Below are 19636 nucleotides of genomic sequence, written 5' to 3' on the forward strand. Positions count from 1 at the left end.
TCCCCTGTTTGTATAGCGCCAGCTTTCGACATCATCCGCCCGCAGAACATGGTAAAGTAAGACTAAAATTTCTGCGGAGGAACCCCTGATGAGAAAAATCTTAAGCCGTATAGGTCTCGGACTGCTGCTGCTGATTATAGCGGCAGTTGTGCTTTGCTTCTACTTCAATCAATTCACTTATGCCTACACACTGCTTGTAGTACTGCTGTTCATATTTGGCGGGATGGGGCAGATGTACAAGCTGAAGAACGATGAGTACATGTATTCGAGGCATAACCAGAAAGATGAGTACGAGGAATACACAAGGTAAGAAGAATTACATAGATAAGCAGAATGGGTTCCGGCCGCTCAAGGCATGCTCAAGGTCCGGCTGACATAGGATGGTATTAAGCAAGCGCTTTAACCATTCAGTCACAGCAGGAGGGGAACCGCGTGAACGAGAGACTGGCAGCCTTAATTCTGCGGATTGACGCTATTGCCACGGATATTATTGTACCGCTGCGCCGCAAAATCATTAATGAAGCTGCCCTGCTTCAGTTATACGAGGCGCTGGATGAAACGTATCTGCTGATCGAGCATGAGAAGCAGATTGACCGCGAGCTCGCAGCTATTCTGTTTCTGATCTATTCACAGCTGGTCAGCCAGTCTAATTATGTGTATGACAAAAGCACCTTCGTGCCGCATATCGGCAAGCTGCAGGGATATATCCGCAGACTATTCGGCGGTACGCTTCAGAATGTATAGTGCGAAAGCCCCGGACATTCCCGCCTATTCAGCAGCAATGGAACAAGGCAACCTGACTCTCCAGATACATCCCCTGCGGATGTAATCAGGATACAGGTTGTCTTTTTTCATGCCGGATATCCTGCGCGAAATGGATGATTAGAGACTTTCTATGTACAGGTTTATATTTGTCCATTGCCAAACAGTGACAAATTCATTTACAATATTACAATGATAATGAGAATCAATTTCATAGAAAACGGGTGACAGTCATGAATCAACAGGCAGTGTCCAGGAATGGGCTTGATCAGAGAGCAGAACCGCTCAAACTACGTTCGCGCCCTTGGGCGGCAACGCTGATCCTTATTGGCGGTTTGATTGCGCTGGCGCTGGGCATCGCTGTTTCAGTATCGTTTGGGGCAGCAGATATTAAGCTTTCTGTCGTGTGGACAGCAGTTTTTCACTTCAATCCGGATATTACAGAGCATCAGATTATCCGCGAGCTCAGGCTTCCGCGGGTTCTCGGCGGCGTGATGGTCGGAGCCAGCTTCGCAGTGGCGGGAGCGATCATGCAGGGAATGACCCGCAATCCGCTTGCGGATTCGGGGCTGATGGGCATTAACTCGGGGGCGGGTTTTGCGCTGGCCGTCTGCTTTGCTTTTTTTCCGAATTTATCGTTTATGTATCTTATTCTATATTCCTTCATCGGGGCCGGAGCGGGAGCAGGTATCGTCTATGGCATCGGTTCACTGGCCAAAGGCGGACTTACCCCCGCCCGGCTGGTACTGGCCGGAGCCGCCTTCAGTGCGCTGCTCTCGGCGCTCAGTGAAGGCGTGGCGCTGTATTTCAAAATCGGACAAGACCTCGCCTTCTGGTATGCAGGCGGCTTGGCCGGAACGAAATGGTTCCAGCTTCAGGTCATGTCTCCCTGGGTGATTGCGGCACTCATCGGGGCGATTATCCTGTCCCGTTCCATTACGATGCTCAGTCTGGGGGAAGATATCGCCAGAGGACTGGGACAGCGAACCGGTCTGGTCAAATTGGCCGGGGCCTTAGTCGTCCTGATTCTGGCTGGCGCTTCGGTGGCTGTAGTAGGAGCGGTAGGGTTTGTCGGGCTGATTATTCCCCATCTGACACGTTATCTTGTAGGTGTGGATTACAGATGGATTATTCCCTGCTCCGCCGTGCTGGGTGCATTGCTCGTGGTAGGGGCGGATCTGACTGCCCGGATGATCAACCCGCCGCATGAAACGCCAGTAGGAGCAATTATAGCGCTGATCGGGGTTCCATTCTTCCTGTATCTGGCCCGCAAAGAAAGAAGGGAGCTGTAAAGATGCAGAGAACCAGAGTGGTTTCCTTCGAAGAAACAAGGCGTAAGCATGGCCTGACTGTACTTAGCGTGCTGGCTGTACTGATTATTATCATGTTCATTATAAGTGTGAATACAGGATACATACGTTTAACTCCGCTAGAGCTGCTGAATACGCTGTTCGGCAAGGGGACGGACAAGCAGGAATTGATTCTGTTCCAATTCCGCTTGCCGCGTATTGTAATTTCCATTCTGATTGGAGCTGCACTGGCAGTTTCCGGAGCGGTGATGCAGGGGGTCTTCCGCAATGATCTGGCCGATCCGGGAATCCTGGGCATTAATGCCGGAGCCGGGCTGATGGTTATGCTGATGGTGTCCTTCTATCCGACGACCTCTGCGGCACCTGTCTATCTGCTGCCGGTAGTTGCGTTTGTCGGGGCGGCATTTACTGCCGCACTGATCTACAGCCTGGCCTATAAGCGGCATCAGGGAATTGCACCGATCCGTCTGCTGCTCACCGGTGTCGCAGTTGCGGCTGGGATGAGTGCAGCGATGATTGTGCTGACGCTTCGCCTAGATCCGGACAAATATCAATTCGTCGCCACGTGGCTTGCGGGCAGCATCTGGGGCACCAGCTGGAAATTTGTATTGTCCCTGCTTCCCTGGATTGTGATTCTCCTGCCCTACGTCATCTATAAGGCAAGGGTCATGAATGTGCTGAATCTGGGCGAGCAGACGGCTACCGGTCTGGGTGCCCATGTCACCAGGGAGCAGTTCCGCCTGTTGGCAGCGGCGGTCGGACTTGCCGCTTCAAGCGTAGCGGTAAGCGGCGGGATTGGCTTCGTCGGACTGGTCGGCCCGCATCTGGCCAGAAGGCTCGTGGGACCGAAGCATCAGCTGATGCTTCCCGCTTCAGCGCTGCTCGGCGCGCTGCTCGTCATCACTGCCGATACGATCGGCCGCCGGATTCTGCAGCCGTCTGAGATACCTACCGGTATCGTTGTTGCCGTTATCGGCGCTCCTTACTTTCTGTATTTGCTGGCCCGGACCAAATCTTAAATACACCTAGAAGCTGGAGGGAAACAAATGAACGAATCCATGGAATTATATGATGTAACGATAATTGGCGGTGGCCCCGCAGGTATGTATACGGCTTTTTATAGCGGAATGAGAGATTTGAAGACGAAGCTGATTGAAGCGAAGGAAGAGCTGGGCGGACGGATGCTGATCTATCCCGAGAAAATGATCTGGGATGTCGGAGGTGTTACACCGACGCTCTGCCGTAAGCTGATAGACCAGCTGGCAGAGCAGGCGCGGACCTTCGATCCCACCATTGTGTTCGGGCAGCAGATTGTGCATCAGGCGCGCCAGGAGGACGGGACTTATATCCTGACCTCGGCGACCGGTGAGCAGCACTGGACACGCACCGTTATCCTCACCATCGGTTACGGTATTCTGCAGATGGCGAAGCTGGAGATTGAAGGCGCAGACCGCTATGAAGTGACGAACCTGCATTATACGGTGCAGGAGCTGGAGCCCTTCCGCGGCAAGCGGGTTCTGATCTCGGGCGGCGGCGACTCCGCCGTAGATTGGGCGAATGAACTGGAGGCGATTGCCGCCAGCGTGACCATCGTGCACCGCCGGGAGCGGTTCGGCGGCCATGAGAAGAATATCGTCCGCATGAAGGATTCCTCTGTGAATGTACGTGTACCCTATGCGGTTAACCAACTGCACAGCAGCAATGGCGAGCAGATTGACCAGGTTACGATCAGCCATATCGAATCCGGTGAGAGTGAGCAGCTTGAAGTGGATGCCGTTATTGTCAACCACGGCCTCAAGAGCGATTTCGGTCCGTTGAAGGATTGGGGACTGGACATGGGGGAATGGTGGGCCAAGGTCAGCGGCAAGCTCGAAACGAATCTGCCGGGTATCTTTGCGGCGGGAGATTTCGTAGATTATGACAGCAAGGTAAGACTGATTGCCGGAACGTTCACGGATGCGGTGCTTGCCCTCAACAGCGCGAAGCTGTACATGGACCCTGAAGCGGATAAGGTGGCTTATGTCTCCTCGCATAACGACCGGTTCAAGGAGAAGAACAAGGCGCTTGGCGTAGTTGATGATCATTAGTCTAAACACATACAGGCTGTTCCTTACACGGGAGATTCCGTGCGGGGAGCAGCCTTTTTTTTGAGTAAGCTTTGCTCTGGCGCAGCTTAGCCCCGCGTTCCTCACACATTCCATAAGCTGCATAAAAAAAGGATAGCGGGCGAATAGTAAGTGCAGGAGGTGCTGATTATGGATAAGACAACCAAAGAATCCGGCCAAGCCGCACAAACGGTGGACAGCGCTGGCAGGAAACCCCACAATCCGCCTATCTCCCCTGATCTGGAAGAGAATATTACTCAAATCAAAGCCAGGCTGGGGAACAGCCCGGATCTTATCATACGTACTTATGAACTCATCAATCGGACGGCCCGGGTAGCAGCGGTATATATGATTGGTATTACGGACAGAGAAATGGTCGACCATTTCATTTCACATGTGATGTCCTTCGAATCTTTGAATGACGATGTACTACTCGCAGCAACAACAGCCGAAGTGTATTCCTATATCAAAGACAATGCGCTAAGCATCGGCAAAGAGAAGCTGGTTCAAGATATCAATGGACTGCTTGAAGCGCTGCTGTCGGGGGACACGATTATTATGGTTGACGGACTCGGTGAAGCGGTGAGCGGGAGCACCTGCGGCGGTGAGGTCAGACCGGTATCCGAGGCATCGACTCAAGTGGCGATCCGCGGCTCGAAGGAAAGCTTCACGGAGACCATTAGTACCAATATCGCCCTGGTCCGCAAAATCATCAAGAATCCCGATCTCTGGACCGAAACGATGAAGCTTGGCGATGTGACCCACACCGATATCACCATAATGTATATCCATGGGATTGCAGATGAAGAGACGATCAAGGTATTCAAAAAAAAGCTTCAGGAGATCAAGGTGGATTCAATTCTGGAATCAGGCTACATTGAGCAGATTATTGAAGATAACAAGTATTCTCCATTTCCGACACTCTATAATACGGAACGGCCGGATAGTGTGGCGGGAAACCTGCTGGACGGACGGATTGCCATCTTTGTGGACGGCACACCGTTTGTACTGATTGCCCCGACTACCTTCTTTATGTTCTTTCATACCGTGGAGGATTACTATCAGCGTTATGATATCTCAACACTGATCCGGCTGCTGCGGTTCCTGTGCCTGCTTATCTCTTTATATGGGCCTGCAATCTTTGTGGCGGCGCTTAACTTCCACCAGGAGATGATTCCGACACCGCTGCTGATCAATTTGGCCTCGCAGCGGGAGGGGGTACCTTTCCCTGCTTTCGTGGAAGCCGTCATGATGGAGGTTACCTTTGAGATCATCCGCGAAGCAGGTGTACGTATGCCGTCTCCGATTGGTCAGACGGTTTCCATTATCGGCGGGCTGGTGTTAGGGACTGCAGCGGTTCAGGCGGGTATTGTTTCTCCGGCCATGGTTATTGTTGTGTCGCTTACAGGTATCTCCAGCTTCGCCACTCCGGCCTTCAATATGGCACTCTCCATCCGGATGCTGCGGTTTGTCATTATGGTCATCGCTGCCTTTATGGGGCTGTATGGGATCGCCATCTTTACCATCATGCTAATTGCACATATGTGCAGCCTGCGTTCACTTGGAGTGCCGTATATGTCGCCTATGGGTCCGTTTGTGCCCGAGAATCAGAAGGACACCTTTCTCCGCTCTCCTCTGACTTTTATGAAGATCCGCAAACGGCTGCTGAATAAGGGCAACAGCTCCACAGCCCCCGGCAAAAAAACTGCGAAGAGGAACTCCTATGAACATTAAAGGCGTTATGCGCGTGATTTCTATGGGAGTCATTGTGCTGATGCTGAGCGGCTGCTGGAACAGCAGAGAATTGAATGACCTGGCTATCGTCAGCGGCATCGGTATAGATCTGGTACCGGAAACTAATGAATTCAAGGTGACATTTCAGCTGGTCAATCCATCCTCAACAGCTACAGGTTTTGGAGCAAGCGCGGGAGAGCCTTCCATTGTGATTGTTTCTGCTACCGACCGTACAATTTTCGGTGCTTTGCGCAAGGCCTCCAAGCGGGCAACGCGGCAGCTTTTTTTTGCCCACACCCAGCTTGTTGTCCTGGGAGAGTCCCTGGCCCGGAGCGGAATTAACGATGTATTTGACATCTTTGAGCGATCGCATGAGCTCAGACTCAATTCGGCAGTGCTTGTTGCCCGCAACAACGATGCAGCATCTGTTCTGAAGATATTAACTGCAATAGAAAGTCTGCCTTCTTTGGGACTGGTCAAAAAGACGCAGAATACCTCGAGAGTATGGGGAGAGAACCGGACGATCGACGTATTCGATATTATTAACGGCATAACGGGCGAAGGGGATCTGACGATTAATGGAGTGTCTATTCAAGGGAATGCTTCTGAAGGCATGAAGAAATCCAATCTGGAACAAACCGTGTCACATGCAGGGACTGTTATGCATGGACTTGGTGCTTTTAGAGAGGGCAAACTGATCTACTGGATGAAGGATTCGGAAGCACGGGGTACGGAGTGGCTGCTTAACCGGATAGAAGAAACTATAATCAATATTGATTCTGCGGATAAGAAAGAGTCAATTGCCGTCAATATTGTGTATTCAAGAACGAAGGTGAAGATTGATATTCAGGACGGCCTGCCGGTCTTTCATGTAAGTATCAGTGAAGAAGGAATTGTGAATGAAACGGATGGGTTCGTTGACCTCAGCAAGAGGGAAGAAATTGTGAAGCTTGAACAGGAGCTGCAGAAGCAGACCGGTAACGAAGTGAAGCAGGCCTTGCAGATGGCACAGCAGATGGAGAGCGATATTTTTAACTTCGGTAATGAACTGAAGCGCAGCGATCCCCAAGGCTGGGCTTCACTAGATAAGAATTGGGGTCATATCTTCGCTCAAGGGAAGCTGGATCTCCATGTGGAGGCGTACATCCGCAGTACCGGAATGAGCCTGAAGCCGTATCACCCTGCTCCCGAATAATCAGCTTTTTATGCAGAAATAAGGTGAATAGGTTTATGAGAAAAGAAGCGATCGGCCCCAGTCAGCTTTTTGCTTTGATTGTGCTGTTTGAGCTTGGAACGGCGCTGGTTGTACCCGTGGGCCTGGAGAGCGGGCATGCGGTCTGGCTCTCCATCCTGATGGCGCTCCCAGGGGGCGTTCTGCTTTATCTTGTGTTTACACATCTGTATCAGCAGTTCCCGGATCTGATCATCAGCGGTTATGCCCGTAAGATTCTCGGCCCCTGGATAGGCTGGGTAGTAGGCCTGCTGTTTCTCCCGGTGCTGCTCTATAACGGCTCCAGAAATCTGCGTGAAGCGGGGGATCTGTTAATTTCAGCTTCATACGACAAAACTCCGATTCTTATTATTGATTCCATCATGATTATTGCGGTAATGTACATCCTGAGCAAGGGAATCGAGGTATTCGCCAGAACGGCGGAGATTTTCTTCTGGATCATAATCGTCATGGGATTGATTTGTATTTTTATTGTCATTGCTGCCGGACTGGTGGAGCTTAAGAACCTGTTTCCAATTCATATCAATGATCTCTGGGAGGCTCTGGGCTCTGCCTACCCTAACATTTGGATTTTTCCGTTCGGGGAGGTCGTGTGCTTCACGACTATACTTCCGCACTTTAACAAATCAAGGAAGATTAAGAAAACCGGCATCGTGGCCATCACCTTAAGCGCCTGTCTGCTTAGCTTCACCCATGCCATTGAGATGGGAGTGCTCGGAGAGAACCTCTACAGCCGTACAACCTTTCCGATGTTTACCACCATCACACTCGTGAATGTAGCCAACTTCATCCAGCGTCTGGATGCACTTGTTATGCTTACACTCATTATCGGGGTGTTCTTCAAGATGACTGTTTATTGCTATGCTGCTGTGGCCATAACTGCCGATCTCTTCAAGGTCCGCGATTCCCAAAAACTGGTGATTCCGGCGGCGGTGGTCATGCTGTTCAGCTCTTTCGTCAGTGCAGAGAATTATCCGGTGCATATGAGTGAAGGGAAGGTTTTTCTGGAGAATATCCTGCCGGTATTCTGTGCGTATATTCCTGTTCTGCTGTTTCTTGTTCACCGTATCCGGCGCAGATTCGGCCTATACCGTTAAGTTTCGCTGGAGATTAGCGGCTGCGTTTGAGGGCGCCGGCGACAACCTGGATTAAAGGGAGTGCCAGGAAGATCACCACACAGATCGTTTCCTGCAGTGTGGTTGTGGCAAAGATTACCGAAAGAGAATGCAACGATGCACTCACGCTGATTCCTGATAAGACATCAACCAGTGTGAGCATTAGCAAGGTGATGACGGCTAACAGGACATAAATAGCGAGAATTTTCATGGGCGATGCTCCTTAGGCTCCGCAAGCTGATTTGCCGGTTCCGGCAGGCGGGCTACAGGTATTATCTCCATTTATGGAAGGAGTAATCAGCAAAAAAAGCTGCCGGGAGCCGGTTAAGGCTGCCCAGACAGCTTCAGGAATATTCATTTATTGCCCCGAAGTCAGCCAGTCCGCAAGCTCTTCTGTCTGTGCCAGAACGGCGATCGGATCATAATACCAGGAACGTTCTTCTTTCCATACATAGATGTGTCCGTTCTTGACAGCAGGCAGGCTGCCCCAGATCGGATCTGCCTGGAAGTCTTCTACAGTCTGTGTATTATCGGTCACAACGAGATAATCACCCGCATATTTGCCCAGTGTCTCGGAGGATAATTCTGCCCACTGCTTCTCCATTATTTCAGCAGCCACTTCGGTTGGCGGCTTCCGTCCCAGTGCCTGATAGACCGGCTGTCCGCCCCGTCCGAAGTTGTCCCCATATACCCAGGTGGACTTGTCGGCATGCTCCAGGATGCTGAAGGTGGCATCAGCGGGAATCGCTGCATCCACACGGGCCTTGGCTGCGGCGATACGCTTATCATAATCTGCCAGCCAGTCCGCAGCTTCCTTTTCTTTGCCGAGCAGCTTGCCGAAATAAGTCAGCTCCGCGTGAGCATCCTTCAGATCACCGTACGGCACAATGACGGTAGGGGCAATCTGGCTCAGTGTCTCATAGCTGTCGGCATTGCCGGAGATGATGAGGTCCGGGTTCAGGGCGATAATATTCTCCGGTGACATCTTTCCGTAAGTGCCGGTATCGGTGACTCCGGTAAGTGATTCTTTGAAATACATATTCTCCAGCGTCAGTCCGGGAGCACCCACGGGGATTGTATTCAGAGCAATCAGGCTGCCCAGATACTCTTCGGCAACAATCCGCTGCGGTGCTGTCGGCACTTCAATATCTCCATTTACAGTTGTTACTGTTTTGAAGGCGGGAGCTGCGGTTGCGGCTGGAGTCTCCGGCTGCGGGGACGAAGCAGGAGCTTCTGTAGCATTAGCAGCAGCAGAACCGGTGCTATTATTGGATGTGTTGTTTCCACAAGCTGAGGCAAGAAGCGTCAGTGCCAGCAGCAACGGGAAGATGATCCATTGTTTCCGGGAATTAGAGCTTGAATACGGTTTTTTCAAGATGTATGCCTCCTTATGTAGAACGATTATCATTCTCAATAACACTTTACAGATTTTGTCCGGTTTACACTATGGCTGAATGTGATGTCCGGCTATGTAAATTTATGATGTCAGCGCCTGCAGGAGCACCCTGAGCTGGGCTTCGGAAGAGAGCGGATCAAATCCGTAGAACATGGCAGGCTGATTCAGGAAATAGATTCTGCTGCCGGAAGCGGACGCCTGATTCTGCTGTACTGCACGATGAAGAAAGGAACGGAGCGGCTCCCGCATCTCGGCCGTTCCGGCGCTGCAGGTAATAAATATATGATCCGCGGGGTAGCCGGCGAAGTCACTGAAGGCAACCTCCAGATAACCTTGGCGGAGGAGTCCCTCGCTTACAAGGCTGCTTGGGGGCCGGAAGCCCAGATCATTATACAGAATCTGAGATCCGTGGCCATAGCTGCTGCTGAAGCAGTATGCAGCGTCCCTGCCAATCTCCCAGACGACTGCGGTTCCCCGGGGACCGATCCGGCGGTTGAGCTGTTGGTTGGCCGCGTGGCATTGTTCGTCATAGACATTCAGCCAGGCTTCCGCCTGTGGTCTGCGGCCGGTGACCTCTGCAATCAGCCGGAATTGTTCCCGCCAGTCCATTTGCATAAAGGGGATTTCAATAACCGGAGCTAACGACATTAGCTGCTTATTCTTGTCAGGCAGGGAGTAGCTGATAATCACATCCGGCCGGGCAGAAGACAAGCGTTCATATAGACCTGTGGAGCTGCTTCCTTCATTTAGCAGCTTATGCTTGGACGGAATAGGCTTCAGGCTCTCCATCCAAGCCGAATATACTCCGAGCCGGGGAACAACCTCAAGCGCCTGCAGGCTGGCCGTGTGATTGAAGTTCAGCGATACCACGGATTTATTCTTGCTGTGATAGGCTGCAGGAGAAAGACCCACGACCTGTTTGAACTTGCGGCTTAAATAGGTGCCTTCACCATAACCGACTTCAAGCGCCAGCGTGCTCAGATTCGGGGCTCCTGTCAGAATGCGCTGCTGGGCTTTGCGGATGCGCAGCAGTGTTACATATTCATTAAAGGTCTGACCGGTGGATTTGCGGAAAGCGCGGGAGAAGTGCTCCGGGGTAACTCCGGCAAGCTCTGCCGCCTGCCCTCTCGTTAAGTCCTCATTATAATGGGATTCTATATATTGCAATACACGGTCCAGCCAATGAAGCGCCGGCTCCGTATTCTCAGCAGCGCTGTGATACAGCTCAGTGAGCAGTTCTGTGAACAGCTGCTGCACTGCAAAAGGCTGATGCTCTTCCGGCTGGCTCCAGCTGCCCAGCAGCCGCGACGCCACCGCGCAAATACGGGGCGCACAGCTGCGGAGCGGTACACCGTTGTTCAGCGGGCTGGAAGGATGGCTGGTGCCGGAGAGTGTGATATATTCGATCCACACCCCCTGCAGGTTATGGCTGTGCTGCAGGATGATGTGTGCGGAGCTGTCACAGCACAAGGTACTGCCGCTGGACACACGGGTAAGCGCTCCATCCCACTCCATCGTTGCGCTGCCTCCGGTAACTATAATCAGCAGGGAAGAGAAGGGCGGGCTGGAATTTCCCCGGTTAGAAGCGGCTTTGTCCAGTGCAGCAATCCGCACCGGGACATAAAAACTATGAGGATAAGGCAATGAACTGCCGGAAGGTGGTTTATGCATGTTCAGAGTCACTCTTTTCTTGGGTGATAATCATTCTCAATACAGTATAACAGTCTTTCCCCCTATTGACGATCCTCTGATTGGTAAGTAGAGTTTAGGGAGACAGACAAACAGGGTATTGTTGTACTAGAGGGGGCGGGAATTCCATGACGACCTGGAATCTGCAAGGGACGGTCAGCCATCTGCTGATCTGCAACGGAAGCGACTGCAAGAAGCATAAGGGTGAAGAGGTCGCTGACGCGATAGAGGATGAAATCGGGAAGCAAGGGGCAGACAGCCTGATTCATACTACAGTAACCCGCTGCAACGGAAGATGTTCGGATGCGTGTGTAGTCATCTCATATCCGGAAGGCGTATGGTACAGGGATATCACCCCCAAATCAGCCAAAAGCCTGGTACGCAAGGTGCTGAAGGGTGAACGGCTGGAAGAGAATGTTCTCTACACTTATGATGAAGGACTGAAAGCCGCAATTGAAAAAGGGGCAAAGGGTAAAAAGAAGAAATAAAATATGAAAGAAAAATGCAGTCCTCCACTGGAAAATTTTCGGTGGAGGATTGTTTATTTTTGTCAGACGGAGGATTATGATGGATAGAAAAGATAGAGTAAGGGGGAAGCGGGATGTTTGTGGATTTCGAGCCAGATGACCGAGTGCTGCACAGCGAAGCGTTCTTACAGGAAGAGGTGGAATATAATCTCCTTCACCTTATCACCGGAAACCCGGAATCGCTCCGGATCAAGACAGCCGAGGATCATCTGATCTTTGCGCACACGGAGGGGCATAACCCCTGGTTATGGATTGCACCGGAGGTAGGTGCAGATCAGGGCAGAGCCCTGGTTCGCCAGCTTGTGGAGCGGCTGAAGGGCCGCGGATTGTCAGGGGTTAACGGGACTAAGGAGACAGGCAGGCTGTTTGCAGAGGCTTATTGTGAGAATACAGGCAAGCTGTATCATGTTCATATGATCATGGAAGCCTATCATTGCCCGCAGGTGAAGAAGCCCGCTAATGTCAGCGGCAAGCTGCTGCAGGCAGATGCTGGCTATATCCCGGTCATTGCAGACTATTTGGCCGGCTTTGTGAAGGATGCGTTCGGCACCGAGAATGCACCTGAGAATTTCCTCGGCTACGCAAGAGATATTACGGAATCCGGCAAGCTCCGCCTGTGGATGGTACAGGATAGGCCCGTGTCCATGGCGAATCTGGCCCATCTGTCCTCCAGACATGCCCGGATTAATGAAGTGTTCACTCCGCAGGACTGCCGTAAGCAGGGCTATGCCAGTGCCGCTGTAGCAGAGCTGTGTGCTGAGCTGCTGGGCAAGGGCATTACTCCTATGCTCTATGCCGATGCTGCAAACCCGGATTCCAACAAGGTCTATCAGTCGATCGGTTTTGAGCGGACCGGCAGTATTGTTGATTTGCGGTTTCAGTAAGCCGGTTTGTCCGGTGGAGAATACAGGTGAGGGAGTGTCTAAGAATGCTGCAGGGAATGAAAATAATTGTGACCGGGGCCGCTTCGGGAATCGGTAAGGCTATCGTAATGCTTAGTCTGCAGGAAGGTGCTGAAGTGATTGCCTGTGATCTGGATGGCCGGGGGCTTAAGGAACTGCAGGCCGAGGCGGGTTCAGATAATCTCTGCTCCTTCCGGGTGGATGTGAGCAAATACAGCGAGGTGGAGCAATTCTTCGCATACATACAGCAAGAACATGCTGAGGTTAACGGTCTGGTCAACAATGCAGGCATATATCTGGGGCGCAGTCTGCTGGAGTATACCCCCGAAGATATAAGTAGGGTAATGGATATCAATATCAAGGGATATGTCTATTTCTCGCAGGGCTTCGGGCGCCTGCTGTTGGACCGGAAGCAGACAGGCGTCATCGTTAACATGGCCTCCGTCTCCGGTCAGGAAGGCAGCTCAGATGCGGTGTATGGCTTGACCAAAGCAGCTGTTCTCGGCTTGACCAAAAGCTGCGCCATGAACTTTGCCCCTCATATCCGGGTGAATGCTGTTGCCCCGACGATGACCAGCACTCCGATGATGGGGCATATCCCGGCCTGGAGGCAGCAGGAATATCAGGAGCATCAGCTAATTCCGGAGCCGCTGCTGGCGGAGGATATTGCGGATACGGTGGTTTTTATGCTAAGCCGCAAAGCGAGAGCATACACCGGGGCGACGTTTGATATTAATAATGGCTGTTATTTGCGCTGAGCCGCTGGCCTTCTTACCGGAGCTGCGGGAGGGCTGGATGACAGCCTGAATTGCAGGGATATTATCTGTCGGCTCAGGTGGTGCATCACGACCTGCCTGCAGCGATCCTGACAGAGTGTGAACCGGATTCCCTTTGTTGTAATCCGATCGATTTCAGACCATGCGGATGAGGATAGCGTAGAAGTTTTTGAGAGCAATGTTGAGGCGGTTTCGCTGAACTCCCTGGCTTTGGTGGAAGGTCTGCTGGTGGGCCTGCAGTCTTCACTGCACTAGAGCTTTTTTGGCGGGGCAGAAAATTTGACTTGCAGCCTCCGTGTTGACTATGCTAATACAAAGTGCAATTAATCACACTTATATCGTAAGTGTTGCAGCAGGGGGGCGGCAGTATATGGATAGACGTCAGGTCTGGCCGGATAAATTCAAAAAGTTTTTTCTGAATAACAAGTTTGTCGTGGGGCTTTTAATTGCGTTACTGATTGGTGTTACCGTGCTCGTATTCTCCAAGATTCCGTTTATATTCAAACCGTTGTCAGTGCTTCTGCATACAGTGGCAGCGCCGCTGCTTCTCTCGGGAGTTGCTTATTACCTGCTGAATCCGCTGGTTGACCGCCTGGAGCGGAGAAGCAAGGTGAAGCGCGCTTACGGAATTGTTACGATGTACCTCGTAATAGCCGGAATTATTACACTGATCCTGCTGATGGTTATTCCGATTATCCGTACCCAGCTGATGGGGCTGATTGACAACTTCCCGATATACAGCGCGCAGATTCAGGAGGAATTCTTACATCTGACGGGCAGTGAATTTTTCGGAAAGATTCAGGAAAGTGTGGGTACGGATCTCAGTGATATCACCGGCAAGGTGACTACCTGGGGCACCTCGTTCATCAATAATGCCGCCAGTGGCGTAGGCAGCTTTGTAGGCACTTTGACAGAGATTGTTCTGGCAGTGGTGACTACGCCGTTCATTCTGTTCTATCTGCTGCGCGATGGCAAAAGACTGCCCGACTACCTGATGCGGTTCATTCCTACTGCACTGCAGCCGCAGTCCCGGATGGTCATGCAGGAAATGAACAGTCAGGTGGCATCCTACATCCGCGGGCAGATTATTGTCAGCTGCTGTATCGGCGCATTGCTCTATATTGGTTATCTGATCATCGGGCTTGAGTATTCCCTGGTACTTGCTATCGTTGCCGCTTGTACTGCGGTAGTCCCTTATCTGGGACCGGCGATCGCGATTACGCCAGCACTGGTGGTAGCCATGGTAACCTCGCCGTTTATGCTGCTCAAGATGGTGATTGTCTGGACTGCTGTCCAGCTGATCGAAGGGAAGTTTATCTCTCCGCAGATCATGGGTAAAACGCTGAAGATTCATCCGATCACGATTATTTTTGTAATTATTTTTGCCGGCAAAATGTTCGGGGTACTCGGCATCATTCTCGCGGTACCGGGTTACGCCGTACTCAAAGTAGTGGTTACCCATATCTTTCAGTGGTTCCGTTTCCGCTCCGGACTCTATAAAGTGATTGAAGAAAAAGCTGAGGAATAAAGCGAAAAGGATGAGTGTAATGACAGGACAACTAGTGACTACAGCCTATGGGCAACTGCAGGGAGAAGAGAGCGGCGGAGTGAATGTCTGGCGCGGAATCCCGTTTGCTGCCCCTCCTGTCGGAGAGCTGCGCTTTCGTGCACCGCAGCCGCCTGAGCCCTGGAATGCTGTAAGGGAGGCGAAGGAATTCGGCCCGGTCAGCCTTCAGCCGGTAAGTACCAGCGGTACGCGCTTTGGAGGCAGCAATCCGGTGTACTCTGAAGATTGCCTGTACCTGAATGTCTGGTCACCGGCAGCAGCGCAGGAGGATGCCCTGCCGGTCATGGTCTGGATTCATGGGGGCACCTTTGTAACCGGTGCCGGCAGCCAGCCGATGTTTGACGGTGCCAACATGGCGGCAAGCGGCCGGGTTGTGCTTGTTACAGTGAATTACCGGCTCGGTCCGCTAGGATTCATGCATCTGTCCCCGCTGGGCACGGGGCTTGGCTCCAATCTTGGACTGCTGGACCAGATTGCCGCTCTGGAATGGGTGCGGGAGAATATCGCCGCATTTGGCGGTGATCCCGGGAATGTTACGGTGTTCGGGGAATCAGCGGGCAGCATGAGCATTGCCGCGCTGCTGGCGATGCCGGCGGCCAAGGGGCTGTTCTCGCGTGCAATTATGGAGAGCGGTGCGGGGCAGAGCCTGAACGGTCAGCAGGGGGAACAGATTGCGGCAGCCTTCCTGGCAGAGCTCGGTCTTCAGCCCGGCGGTGACACGCAGCTGCTGCATACACTGCCCGCGCTGCAGATCATGGAAGCGGCCGGACGGATGGCGTACAAGCTGTCCGGGAATTCGCTGAGCATGTATTTCCAGCCGGTTATTGAGCCGCTGACCTTGCCGGTAGAACCGGCGCAGGCGGTACGCGAAGGAGCGGCAAGCGGCATCCCGCTGCTGATCGGGACGAATCTCCATGAAGGCAATCTGTTCTTCCGTGAAGGGCAGGCAGGCGAAAGCTTCGACCGCTCACTCAAGTCGCTGGAGCTGCTGATGGGCATCGAAGACCTCTCAGAGCTGACCTCCGATTACAGCAAAACCTGGGAAGGGCAAGCCGAAGTTCTGACCGATCTGTTCTTCTGGGCCAGCTCCATTTCGTTCGCGGAAAAGCAGCTGGATCACGCTCCGGTCTGGATGTACCGGTTCGACTGGACCGTCACCGGCCATCCGCTGCTGGAGAAGGCCATACACGGAGCGGAGATTCTCTACGTGTTCAACAACCTGCCGCTGCTGAAGCAATACGGACTGACGGTAACCCCTGAGATGGCAGGGGTGGCCGAAGCGATGCAGAGAGCCTGGACAGCCTTTGCCCACTGTGGAGATCCGTCTGCACAGGAACTTGCGTGGCCGCAGTACACACCTGAGCAGCGTGCTACGCTGCTGTTCGATCAGGTCTCGCGTGTAGTGAACGATCCGGACGGAGAGAAGCGCAGACGGATTTTTGAGCATTACGCAGGGTGAACGCGGCTTTTGATTTCAAGAAGGCGTGACATACCGGAATGAGGGGCAGAAGTGCCCCTCATTCCGCAGAATTGGCCTAACTACGGCAAACTTTATTGATCATGAAAAAAGCAGCAGCCCTTACCGGAGAGTCTGATTCTCCGGCATGAGGGCTGCTGCTTTTTAGGTTGAGTCTCACCGCAAGCCACCGAATAATGAATGTGCAGCCCGCAAAAGTTAGTTCACCGGGGTATAACCCGTTTTCTCGACCAGCTCCTGTCCCTCCGGGGACAGAATCCACTCCAGAAATGGCTCAATATTGGGGTTGGTGCTTCCCGCAGTTACCGCGTAGAATTCTGCTGCGAAGGGGTATGCCCCGCTGCGGATGCTCTCCTTGGCGGGAGGCACACCCCCGATCTCCAGCAGCTTAATCTCATCGCTGGCGTTCATCTCTGAGGCGTAGAACAGGAAGCTGAAGCCGAGTGCATTATTGTAATTGCGGTAGCTGGCGGTCAGGCTGATAATCCCGCTCATGACGTCTGCAACATTCTCCTTCGGGGGGCTCATCAGCGCCCGGTCCTCCATGAGTTTCTCAAGCATGGTCTGGCTGCCGCTGTTCTCGTCCCGTTGAAACGCCCGGATGGATGCTTTCTTGCCGCCGACCTGCTTCCAATTCGTCAGTGTGCCGGAATAGATATCCTTCACTTGCTCAGTGGTCAGTCCATTAACCGGATTGCGCTTGTTGACAAAGAAGACGAATGCTTCGCGTCCTATAGGGGTAAGCTTCAGCTCACGGCCTGCCAGCTTCGCCTGCTTGGTCTGGGCAAGTGAGGGGCCCGCAGCAAAGATGATATCCGCATCTCCTTTAATCAGCCGTTTGTAGGCTTCGGAGGTGGTGGTACATAACACGAGATCATTACCGACCTCGTAAATGCTGTGATTATACGTATCCGGCGGATACACGGCTTGGGCAAAGGCGGAATACAACGGGTAAAGCGCAGTTGCGCCGTCCAACCGGGGCATTTGTTCCTGAATATGATAGGCAGCCTTATGATTCAGGCTGGCGGTTTTGGTATTTACTTCAAAAGGTGCGTACTGGAGCAGATTGACCTCCTGTTCCCTTACTTCGGCAAGACTGTTCACATAAGCCTGCCTTATCTCATGACCGGCTGCGCTCAGCAGGCAGATTCCGGCAAAAGCCGCGAGCGCAATCAGGCGGAACCGTTTGCTGAAGAGTTCAAAGATAGAGATTACAGCGAATACTGCAAGCCCGGCCGAAGCGGCGAGGACAAGCGGAGCATAGAACAGCATACCTCCGGTAAATGTAGCCATGATATAAGCAATGAAGCCCATGATTGTGATGACGGCTAAGGCAAGGATAGAGAATAAGAGCTTGGTTTCAAATGATCTTTTCACAGCGTCCTCCGTTAGGGTTACTATAATATGGATAAAAAGTGTATTCATATCTTATTCTATAACAAGGCTCCGTTTCTGCCAAACTATGCAGTTCGTGTAATTACGAAATGATGCATTTTCTCATAAAAATGATCGTACGATGAAAAAATGCGTATATTTTCATAAAAAGGCTAGACGAATTCATGAAACGGAGTTATCCTGAGATTGTGAAAAAAATAACAGAATACAAGATTCTCGGGGTAAGGTGAAATTCCTGACCGGCGGTGATGTTCCAAGTGAGCTAAGCCCGCGACTCGTTACTCTTTTACTAGGGAAAGCGACTGATCTGGTGACAATCCAGAGCCGACGGTAAAGTCCGGATGGGAGAGGATCATAAGGTAAAGGCAGCGGGTGTATTCCCTGATGTCTTTATTGATAATGGCCCCCGGTGTTTGCCCTGTTTACAGGTGACGCGGGGGCTTTTGGTCTCTTATCGAGGGTTTGTATCGACAAGGAGAATGAATGATGAGTAATGTATCTGCTTCATCTCAAGGAGTCCGTACCGCACCGCTGCGCAGCGGATTCTGGCTGGTAGTTCTGGGGGCAGCCCTATGGGGTGTTGACCCGCTGTTCCGTATTATCCTGCTGAAATCCCTGACCTCTTCACAGATCGTCCTGCTGGAGCATGTTGTGCTCTTCCTGGTTGCTGCACCTGTAATGTGGCGCCAGCGCGCCGAACTGAAGGGGATCCGCCTTCGTCAAGCCGGGGCCCTGCTGGTTGTGTCATGGGGAGGTTCGGCCATAGCTACAATCCTGTTCACCAAAGCATTGTCCAGCGGAGATTTCAATGCTGTACTGCTGCTGCAAAAGCTGCAGCCGCTCTTCGCCATTGGTCTCGCCGCTGTTATCCTTAAAGAACGCCTGCCTAAGAATTTCGCACCGCTTATCATTGTTGCACTATTAGGCACTTACCTGCTTACCTTTGGCTGGACGATTCCATTCGGCCATGTGAACAGCTTCATGGGTGTAGGCAGTCTAATGGCGCTGGGCGCCGCCGCATTATGGGGCGGGTCGACTGTCATGGGCCGCTATCTGCTGGGTTCCATGAAATATGAAACTGTAACTTCCCTGCGCTTTATTCTGGCTTTGCCGCTTTTATTCGTGATCACCAGCATGGAGGGAGCCCCGTGGCAGATTACCGGCGGAATCAGCGGTTCGGCCGCTGTTGCCATTAATCTCCTGCTGCAGGCTCTGCTGCCCGGATTGCTCAGCATGCTGCTCTATTACAAGGGCCTGAACACAACCAAGGCTTCTGTAGCCACGCTGGCTGAACTCAGCTTCCCGATGACAGGGATTCTGATTAACTGGATTGTATATCACCAGCTTGTGACTCTGCCGCAAATTATCGGCTTTGCGCTGATCTGGACGGCGCTGTTCTTTATTTCGAGCCAGCAGAGCCGTCAGGGACATCAGGCTGAGCTTATCAAACAGAATTAACAACTATTACCGCAGCCTGAGGGGACGACCCCAGGGTTACGGTATCACCAAAAGAGGATGTTCCCGCGAGCCGCAATGGCCCGGGACATCCTCTTTATTTTTTGTAGGGCTGATGACTCAAATGTGCGAGTGAACCGGACTTAGTCCGTTTGGCCGGCTCCCCCTGTCCGGCATCCGGAGAGGGGCTCGTCC

Annotated in this window: 19 protein-coding genes and 1 riboswitch; of the genes, 15 read left to right on the plus strand and 4 right to left on the minus strand. The window is 52.3% G+C overall.

Annotated elements, in window-relative coordinates; all coding sequences use genetic code 11:
• Positions 1-88: 88 nt before the first annotated feature.
• The 8 genes from NYE33_RS17180 to NYE33_RS17215 all read left to right on the plus strand — a co-directional run bounded on the left by NYE33_RS17180 (position 89) and on the right by NYE33_RS17215 (position 8239).
• Complete coding sequence (locus NYE33_RS17180) at positions 89-310, plus strand: hypothetical protein (RefSeq protein WP_039300264.1); 222 nt, start codon at positions 89-91, stop codon at positions 308-310.
• A gap of 122 nt (positions 311-432) precedes the next feature.
• Positions 433-744, plus strand: coding sequence for a hypothetical protein (locus NYE33_RS17185; protein WP_039300260.1), 312 nt, complete (start codon positions 433-435; stop codon positions 742-744).
• A 251-nt stretch (positions 745-995) separates the two neighbouring features.
• Positions 996-2054, plus strand: coding sequence for a FecCD family ABC transporter permease (locus tag NYE33_RS17190; RefSeq protein ID WP_039301612.1), 1059 nt, complete (start codon positions 996-998; stop codon positions 2052-2054).
• Positions 2055-2056: 2 nt separating this feature from the next.
• Complete coding sequence (locus NYE33_RS17195) at positions 2057-3091, plus strand: FecCD family ABC transporter permease (protein ID WP_042138674.1); 1035 nt, start codon at positions 2057-2059, stop codon at positions 3089-3091.
• 27 nt (positions 3092-3118) lie between these two features.
• Positions 3119-4159 (plus strand): NAD(P)/FAD-dependent oxidoreductase, encoded by a 1041-nt coding sequence (locus tag NYE33_RS17200; protein WP_341066761.1) that lies wholly within the window; start codon positions 3119-3121, stop codon positions 4157-4159.
• A 168-nt stretch (positions 4160-4327) separates the two neighbouring features.
• Complete coding sequence (locus NYE33_RS17205; protein WP_081970067.1) at positions 4328-5911, plus strand: spore germination protein; 1584 nt, start codon at positions 4328-4330, stop codon at positions 5909-5911.
• A complete protein-coding gene (locus NYE33_RS17210; RefSeq protein WP_042138672.1) occupies positions 5901-7106 on the plus strand; it encodes a Ger(x)C family spore germination protein in 1206 nt (401 codons plus the stop codon). The genes NYE33_RS17205 and NYE33_RS17210 overlap by 11 nt, the downstream gene beginning before the upstream one ends.
• Before the next feature lie 35 nt (positions 7107-7141).
• On the plus strand, positions 7142-8239 hold the full coding sequence (locus NYE33_RS17215; RefSeq protein ID WP_076243373.1) for a GerAB/ArcD/ProY family transporter: 1098 nt from the start codon (positions 7142-7144) through the stop codon (positions 8237-8239).
• Between the two features lie 13 nt (positions 8240-8252).
• On the opposite strand, the gene NYE33_RS17220 is transcribed toward NYE33_RS17215, so the two are convergent.
• From NYE33_RS17220 to NYE33_RS17230, 3 genes are all read right to left on the minus strand, one after another.
• Positions 8253-8468 (minus strand): hypothetical protein, encoded by a 216-nt coding sequence (locus tag NYE33_RS17220; protein WP_076243372.1) that lies wholly within the window; start codon positions 8466-8468, stop codon positions 8253-8255.
• Positions 8469-8615: 147 nt separating this feature from the next.
• Positions 8616-9632: an ABC transporter substrate-binding protein gene (locus NYE33_RS17225; protein ID WP_256703803.1), complete on the minus strand. Its 1017-nt coding sequence runs from the start codon at positions 9630-9632 to the stop codon at positions 8616-8618.
• A gap of 102 nt (positions 9633-9734) precedes the next feature.
• The gene (locus NYE33_RS17230) at positions 9735-11324 is read right to left on the minus strand and encodes a helix-turn-helix domain-containing protein (RefSeq protein WP_042138668.1); all 1590 of its coding nucleotides are present in this window, start codon (positions 11322-11324) and stop codon (positions 9735-9737) included.
• A gap of 146 nt (positions 11325-11470) precedes the next feature.
• Between NYE33_RS17230 and NYE33_RS17235 the strand changes: the two genes are divergently transcribed.
• The 6 genes from NYE33_RS17235 to NYE33_RS17260 all read left to right on the plus strand — a co-directional run bounded on the left by NYE33_RS17235 (position 11471) and on the right by NYE33_RS17260 (position 16573).
• Positions 11471-11830 (plus strand): (2Fe-2S) ferredoxin domain-containing protein, encoded by a 360-nt coding sequence (locus NYE33_RS17235; RefSeq protein ID WP_039301636.1) that lies wholly within the window; start codon positions 11471-11473, stop codon positions 11828-11830.
• A 113-nt stretch (positions 11831-11943) separates the two neighbouring features.
• A complete protein-coding gene (locus NYE33_RS17240; protein ID WP_340944260.1) occupies positions 11944-12753 on the plus strand; it encodes a GNAT family N-acetyltransferase in 810 nt (269 codons plus the stop codon).
• Between the two features lie 44 nt (positions 12754-12797).
• Positions 12798-13529 carry an SDR family NAD(P)-dependent oxidoreductase gene (locus NYE33_RS17245; RefSeq protein WP_076243368.1) on the plus strand — a complete coding sequence of 244 codons (732 nt, stop codon included), beginning with the start codon at positions 12798-12800 and terminating at the stop codon, positions 13527-13529.
• 117 nt (positions 13530-13646) lie between these two features.
• A complete protein-coding gene (locus NYE33_RS17250; RefSeq protein WP_179093474.1) occupies positions 13647-13802 on the plus strand; it encodes a hypothetical protein in 156 nt (51 codons plus the stop codon).
• A 115-nt stretch (positions 13803-13917) separates the two neighbouring features.
• Positions 13918-15075, plus strand: a complete 1158-nt coding sequence (locus NYE33_RS17255) for an AI-2E family transporter (protein ID WP_039301649.1) — start codon at positions 13918-13920, stop codon at positions 15073-15075.
• Between the two features lie 19 nt (positions 15076-15094).
• Positions 15095-16573, plus strand: a complete 1479-nt coding sequence (locus tag NYE33_RS17260; protein WP_341068699.1) for a carboxylesterase/lipase family protein — start codon at positions 15095-15097, stop codon at positions 16571-16573.
• Between the two features lie 216 nt (positions 16574-16789).
• Here the strand turns inward: NYE33_RS17260 and NYE33_RS17265 are convergent, their stop codons facing one another.
• Positions 16790-17968: a PstS family phosphate ABC transporter substrate-binding protein gene (locus NYE33_RS17265; protein WP_341066764.1), complete on the minus strand. Its 1179-nt coding sequence runs from the start codon at positions 17966-17968 to the stop codon at positions 16790-16792.
• Positions 17969-18194: 226 nt separating this feature from the next.
• A riboswitch (FMN riboswitch) is annotated at positions 18195-18343 on the plus strand.
• A gap of 129 nt (positions 18344-18472) precedes the next feature.
• Here NYE33_RS17265 and NYE33_RS17270 point away from each other — a divergent pair.
• Positions 18473-19444 carry a DMT family transporter gene (locus NYE33_RS17270; protein WP_042138662.1) on the plus strand — a complete coding sequence of 324 codons (972 nt, stop codon included), beginning with the start codon at positions 18473-18475 and terminating at the stop codon, positions 19442-19444.
• The last annotated feature ends 192 nt before the right edge of the window (positions 19445-19636 follow it).

The organism is Paenibacillus sp. FSL R10-2199 (genome assembly GCF_038000235.1).
GTDB lineage: Bacteria > Bacillota > Bacilli > Paenibacillales > Paenibacillaceae > Paenibacillus_AQ > Paenibacillus_AQ phytohabitans.

What these genes read in the sequence shown, in the direction of transcription:
- NYE33_RS17180 (WP_039300264.1), top strand. Translation starts at nt 89, where the DNA reads ATGAGAAAAATCTTAAGCCGTATAGGTCTCGGACTGCTGCTGCTGATT.
- NYE33_RS17190 (WP_039301612.1), top strand. Translation starts at nt 996, where the DNA reads ATGAATCAACAGGCAGTGTCCAGGAATGGGCTTGATCAGAGAGCAGAA.
- NYE33_RS17195 (WP_042138674.1), top strand. Translation starts at nt 2,057, where the DNA reads ATGCAGAGAACCAGAGTGGTTTCCTTCGAAGAAACAAGGCGTAAGCAT.
- NYE33_RS17200 (WP_341066761.1), top strand. Translation starts at nt 3,119, where the DNA reads ATGAACGAATCCATGGAATTATATGATGTAACGATAATTGGCGGTGGC.
- NYE33_RS17205 (WP_081970067.1), top strand. Translation starts at nt 4,328, where the DNA reads ATGGATAAGACAACCAAAGAATCCGGCCAAGCCGCACAAACGGTGGAC.
- NYE33_RS17210 (WP_042138672.1), top strand. Translation starts at nt 5,901, where the DNA reads ATGAACATTAAAGGCGTTATGCGCGTGATTTCTATGGGAGTCATTGTG.
- NYE33_RS17215 (WP_076243373.1), top strand. Translation starts at nt 7,142, where the DNA reads ATGAGAAAAGAAGCGATCGGCCCCAGTCAGCTTTTTGCTTTGATTGTG.
- NYE33_RS17220 (WP_076243372.1), bottom strand. Translation starts at nt 8,468, where the DNA reads ATGAAAATTCTCGCTATTTATGTCCTGTTAGCCGTCATCACCTTGCTA.
- NYE33_RS17230 (WP_042138668.1), bottom strand. Translation starts at nt 11,324, where the DNA reads ATGCATAAACCACCTTCCGGCAGTTCATTGCCTTATCCTCATAGTTTT.
- NYE33_RS17235 (WP_039301636.1), top strand. Translation starts at nt 11,471, where the DNA reads ATGACGACCTGGAATCTGCAAGGGACGGTCAGCCATCTGCTGATCTGC.
- NYE33_RS17240 (WP_340944260.1), top strand. Translation starts at nt 11,944, where the DNA reads ATGTTTGTGGATTTCGAGCCAGATGACCGAGTGCTGCACAGCGAAGCG.
- NYE33_RS17245 (WP_076243368.1), top strand. Translation starts at nt 12,798, where the DNA reads ATGCTGCAGGGAATGAAAATAATTGTGACCGGGGCCGCTTCGGGAATC.
- NYE33_RS17255 (WP_039301649.1), top strand. Translation starts at nt 13,918, where the DNA reads ATGGATAGACGTCAGGTCTGGCCGGATAAATTCAAAAAGTTTTTTCTG.
- NYE33_RS17260 (WP_341068699.1), top strand. Translation starts at nt 15,095, where the DNA reads ATGACAGGACAACTAGTGACTACAGCCTATGGGCAACTGCAGGGAGAA.
- NYE33_RS17270 (WP_042138662.1), top strand. Translation starts at nt 18,473, where the DNA reads ATGAGTAATGTATCTGCTTCATCTCAAGGAGTCCGTACCGCACCGCTG.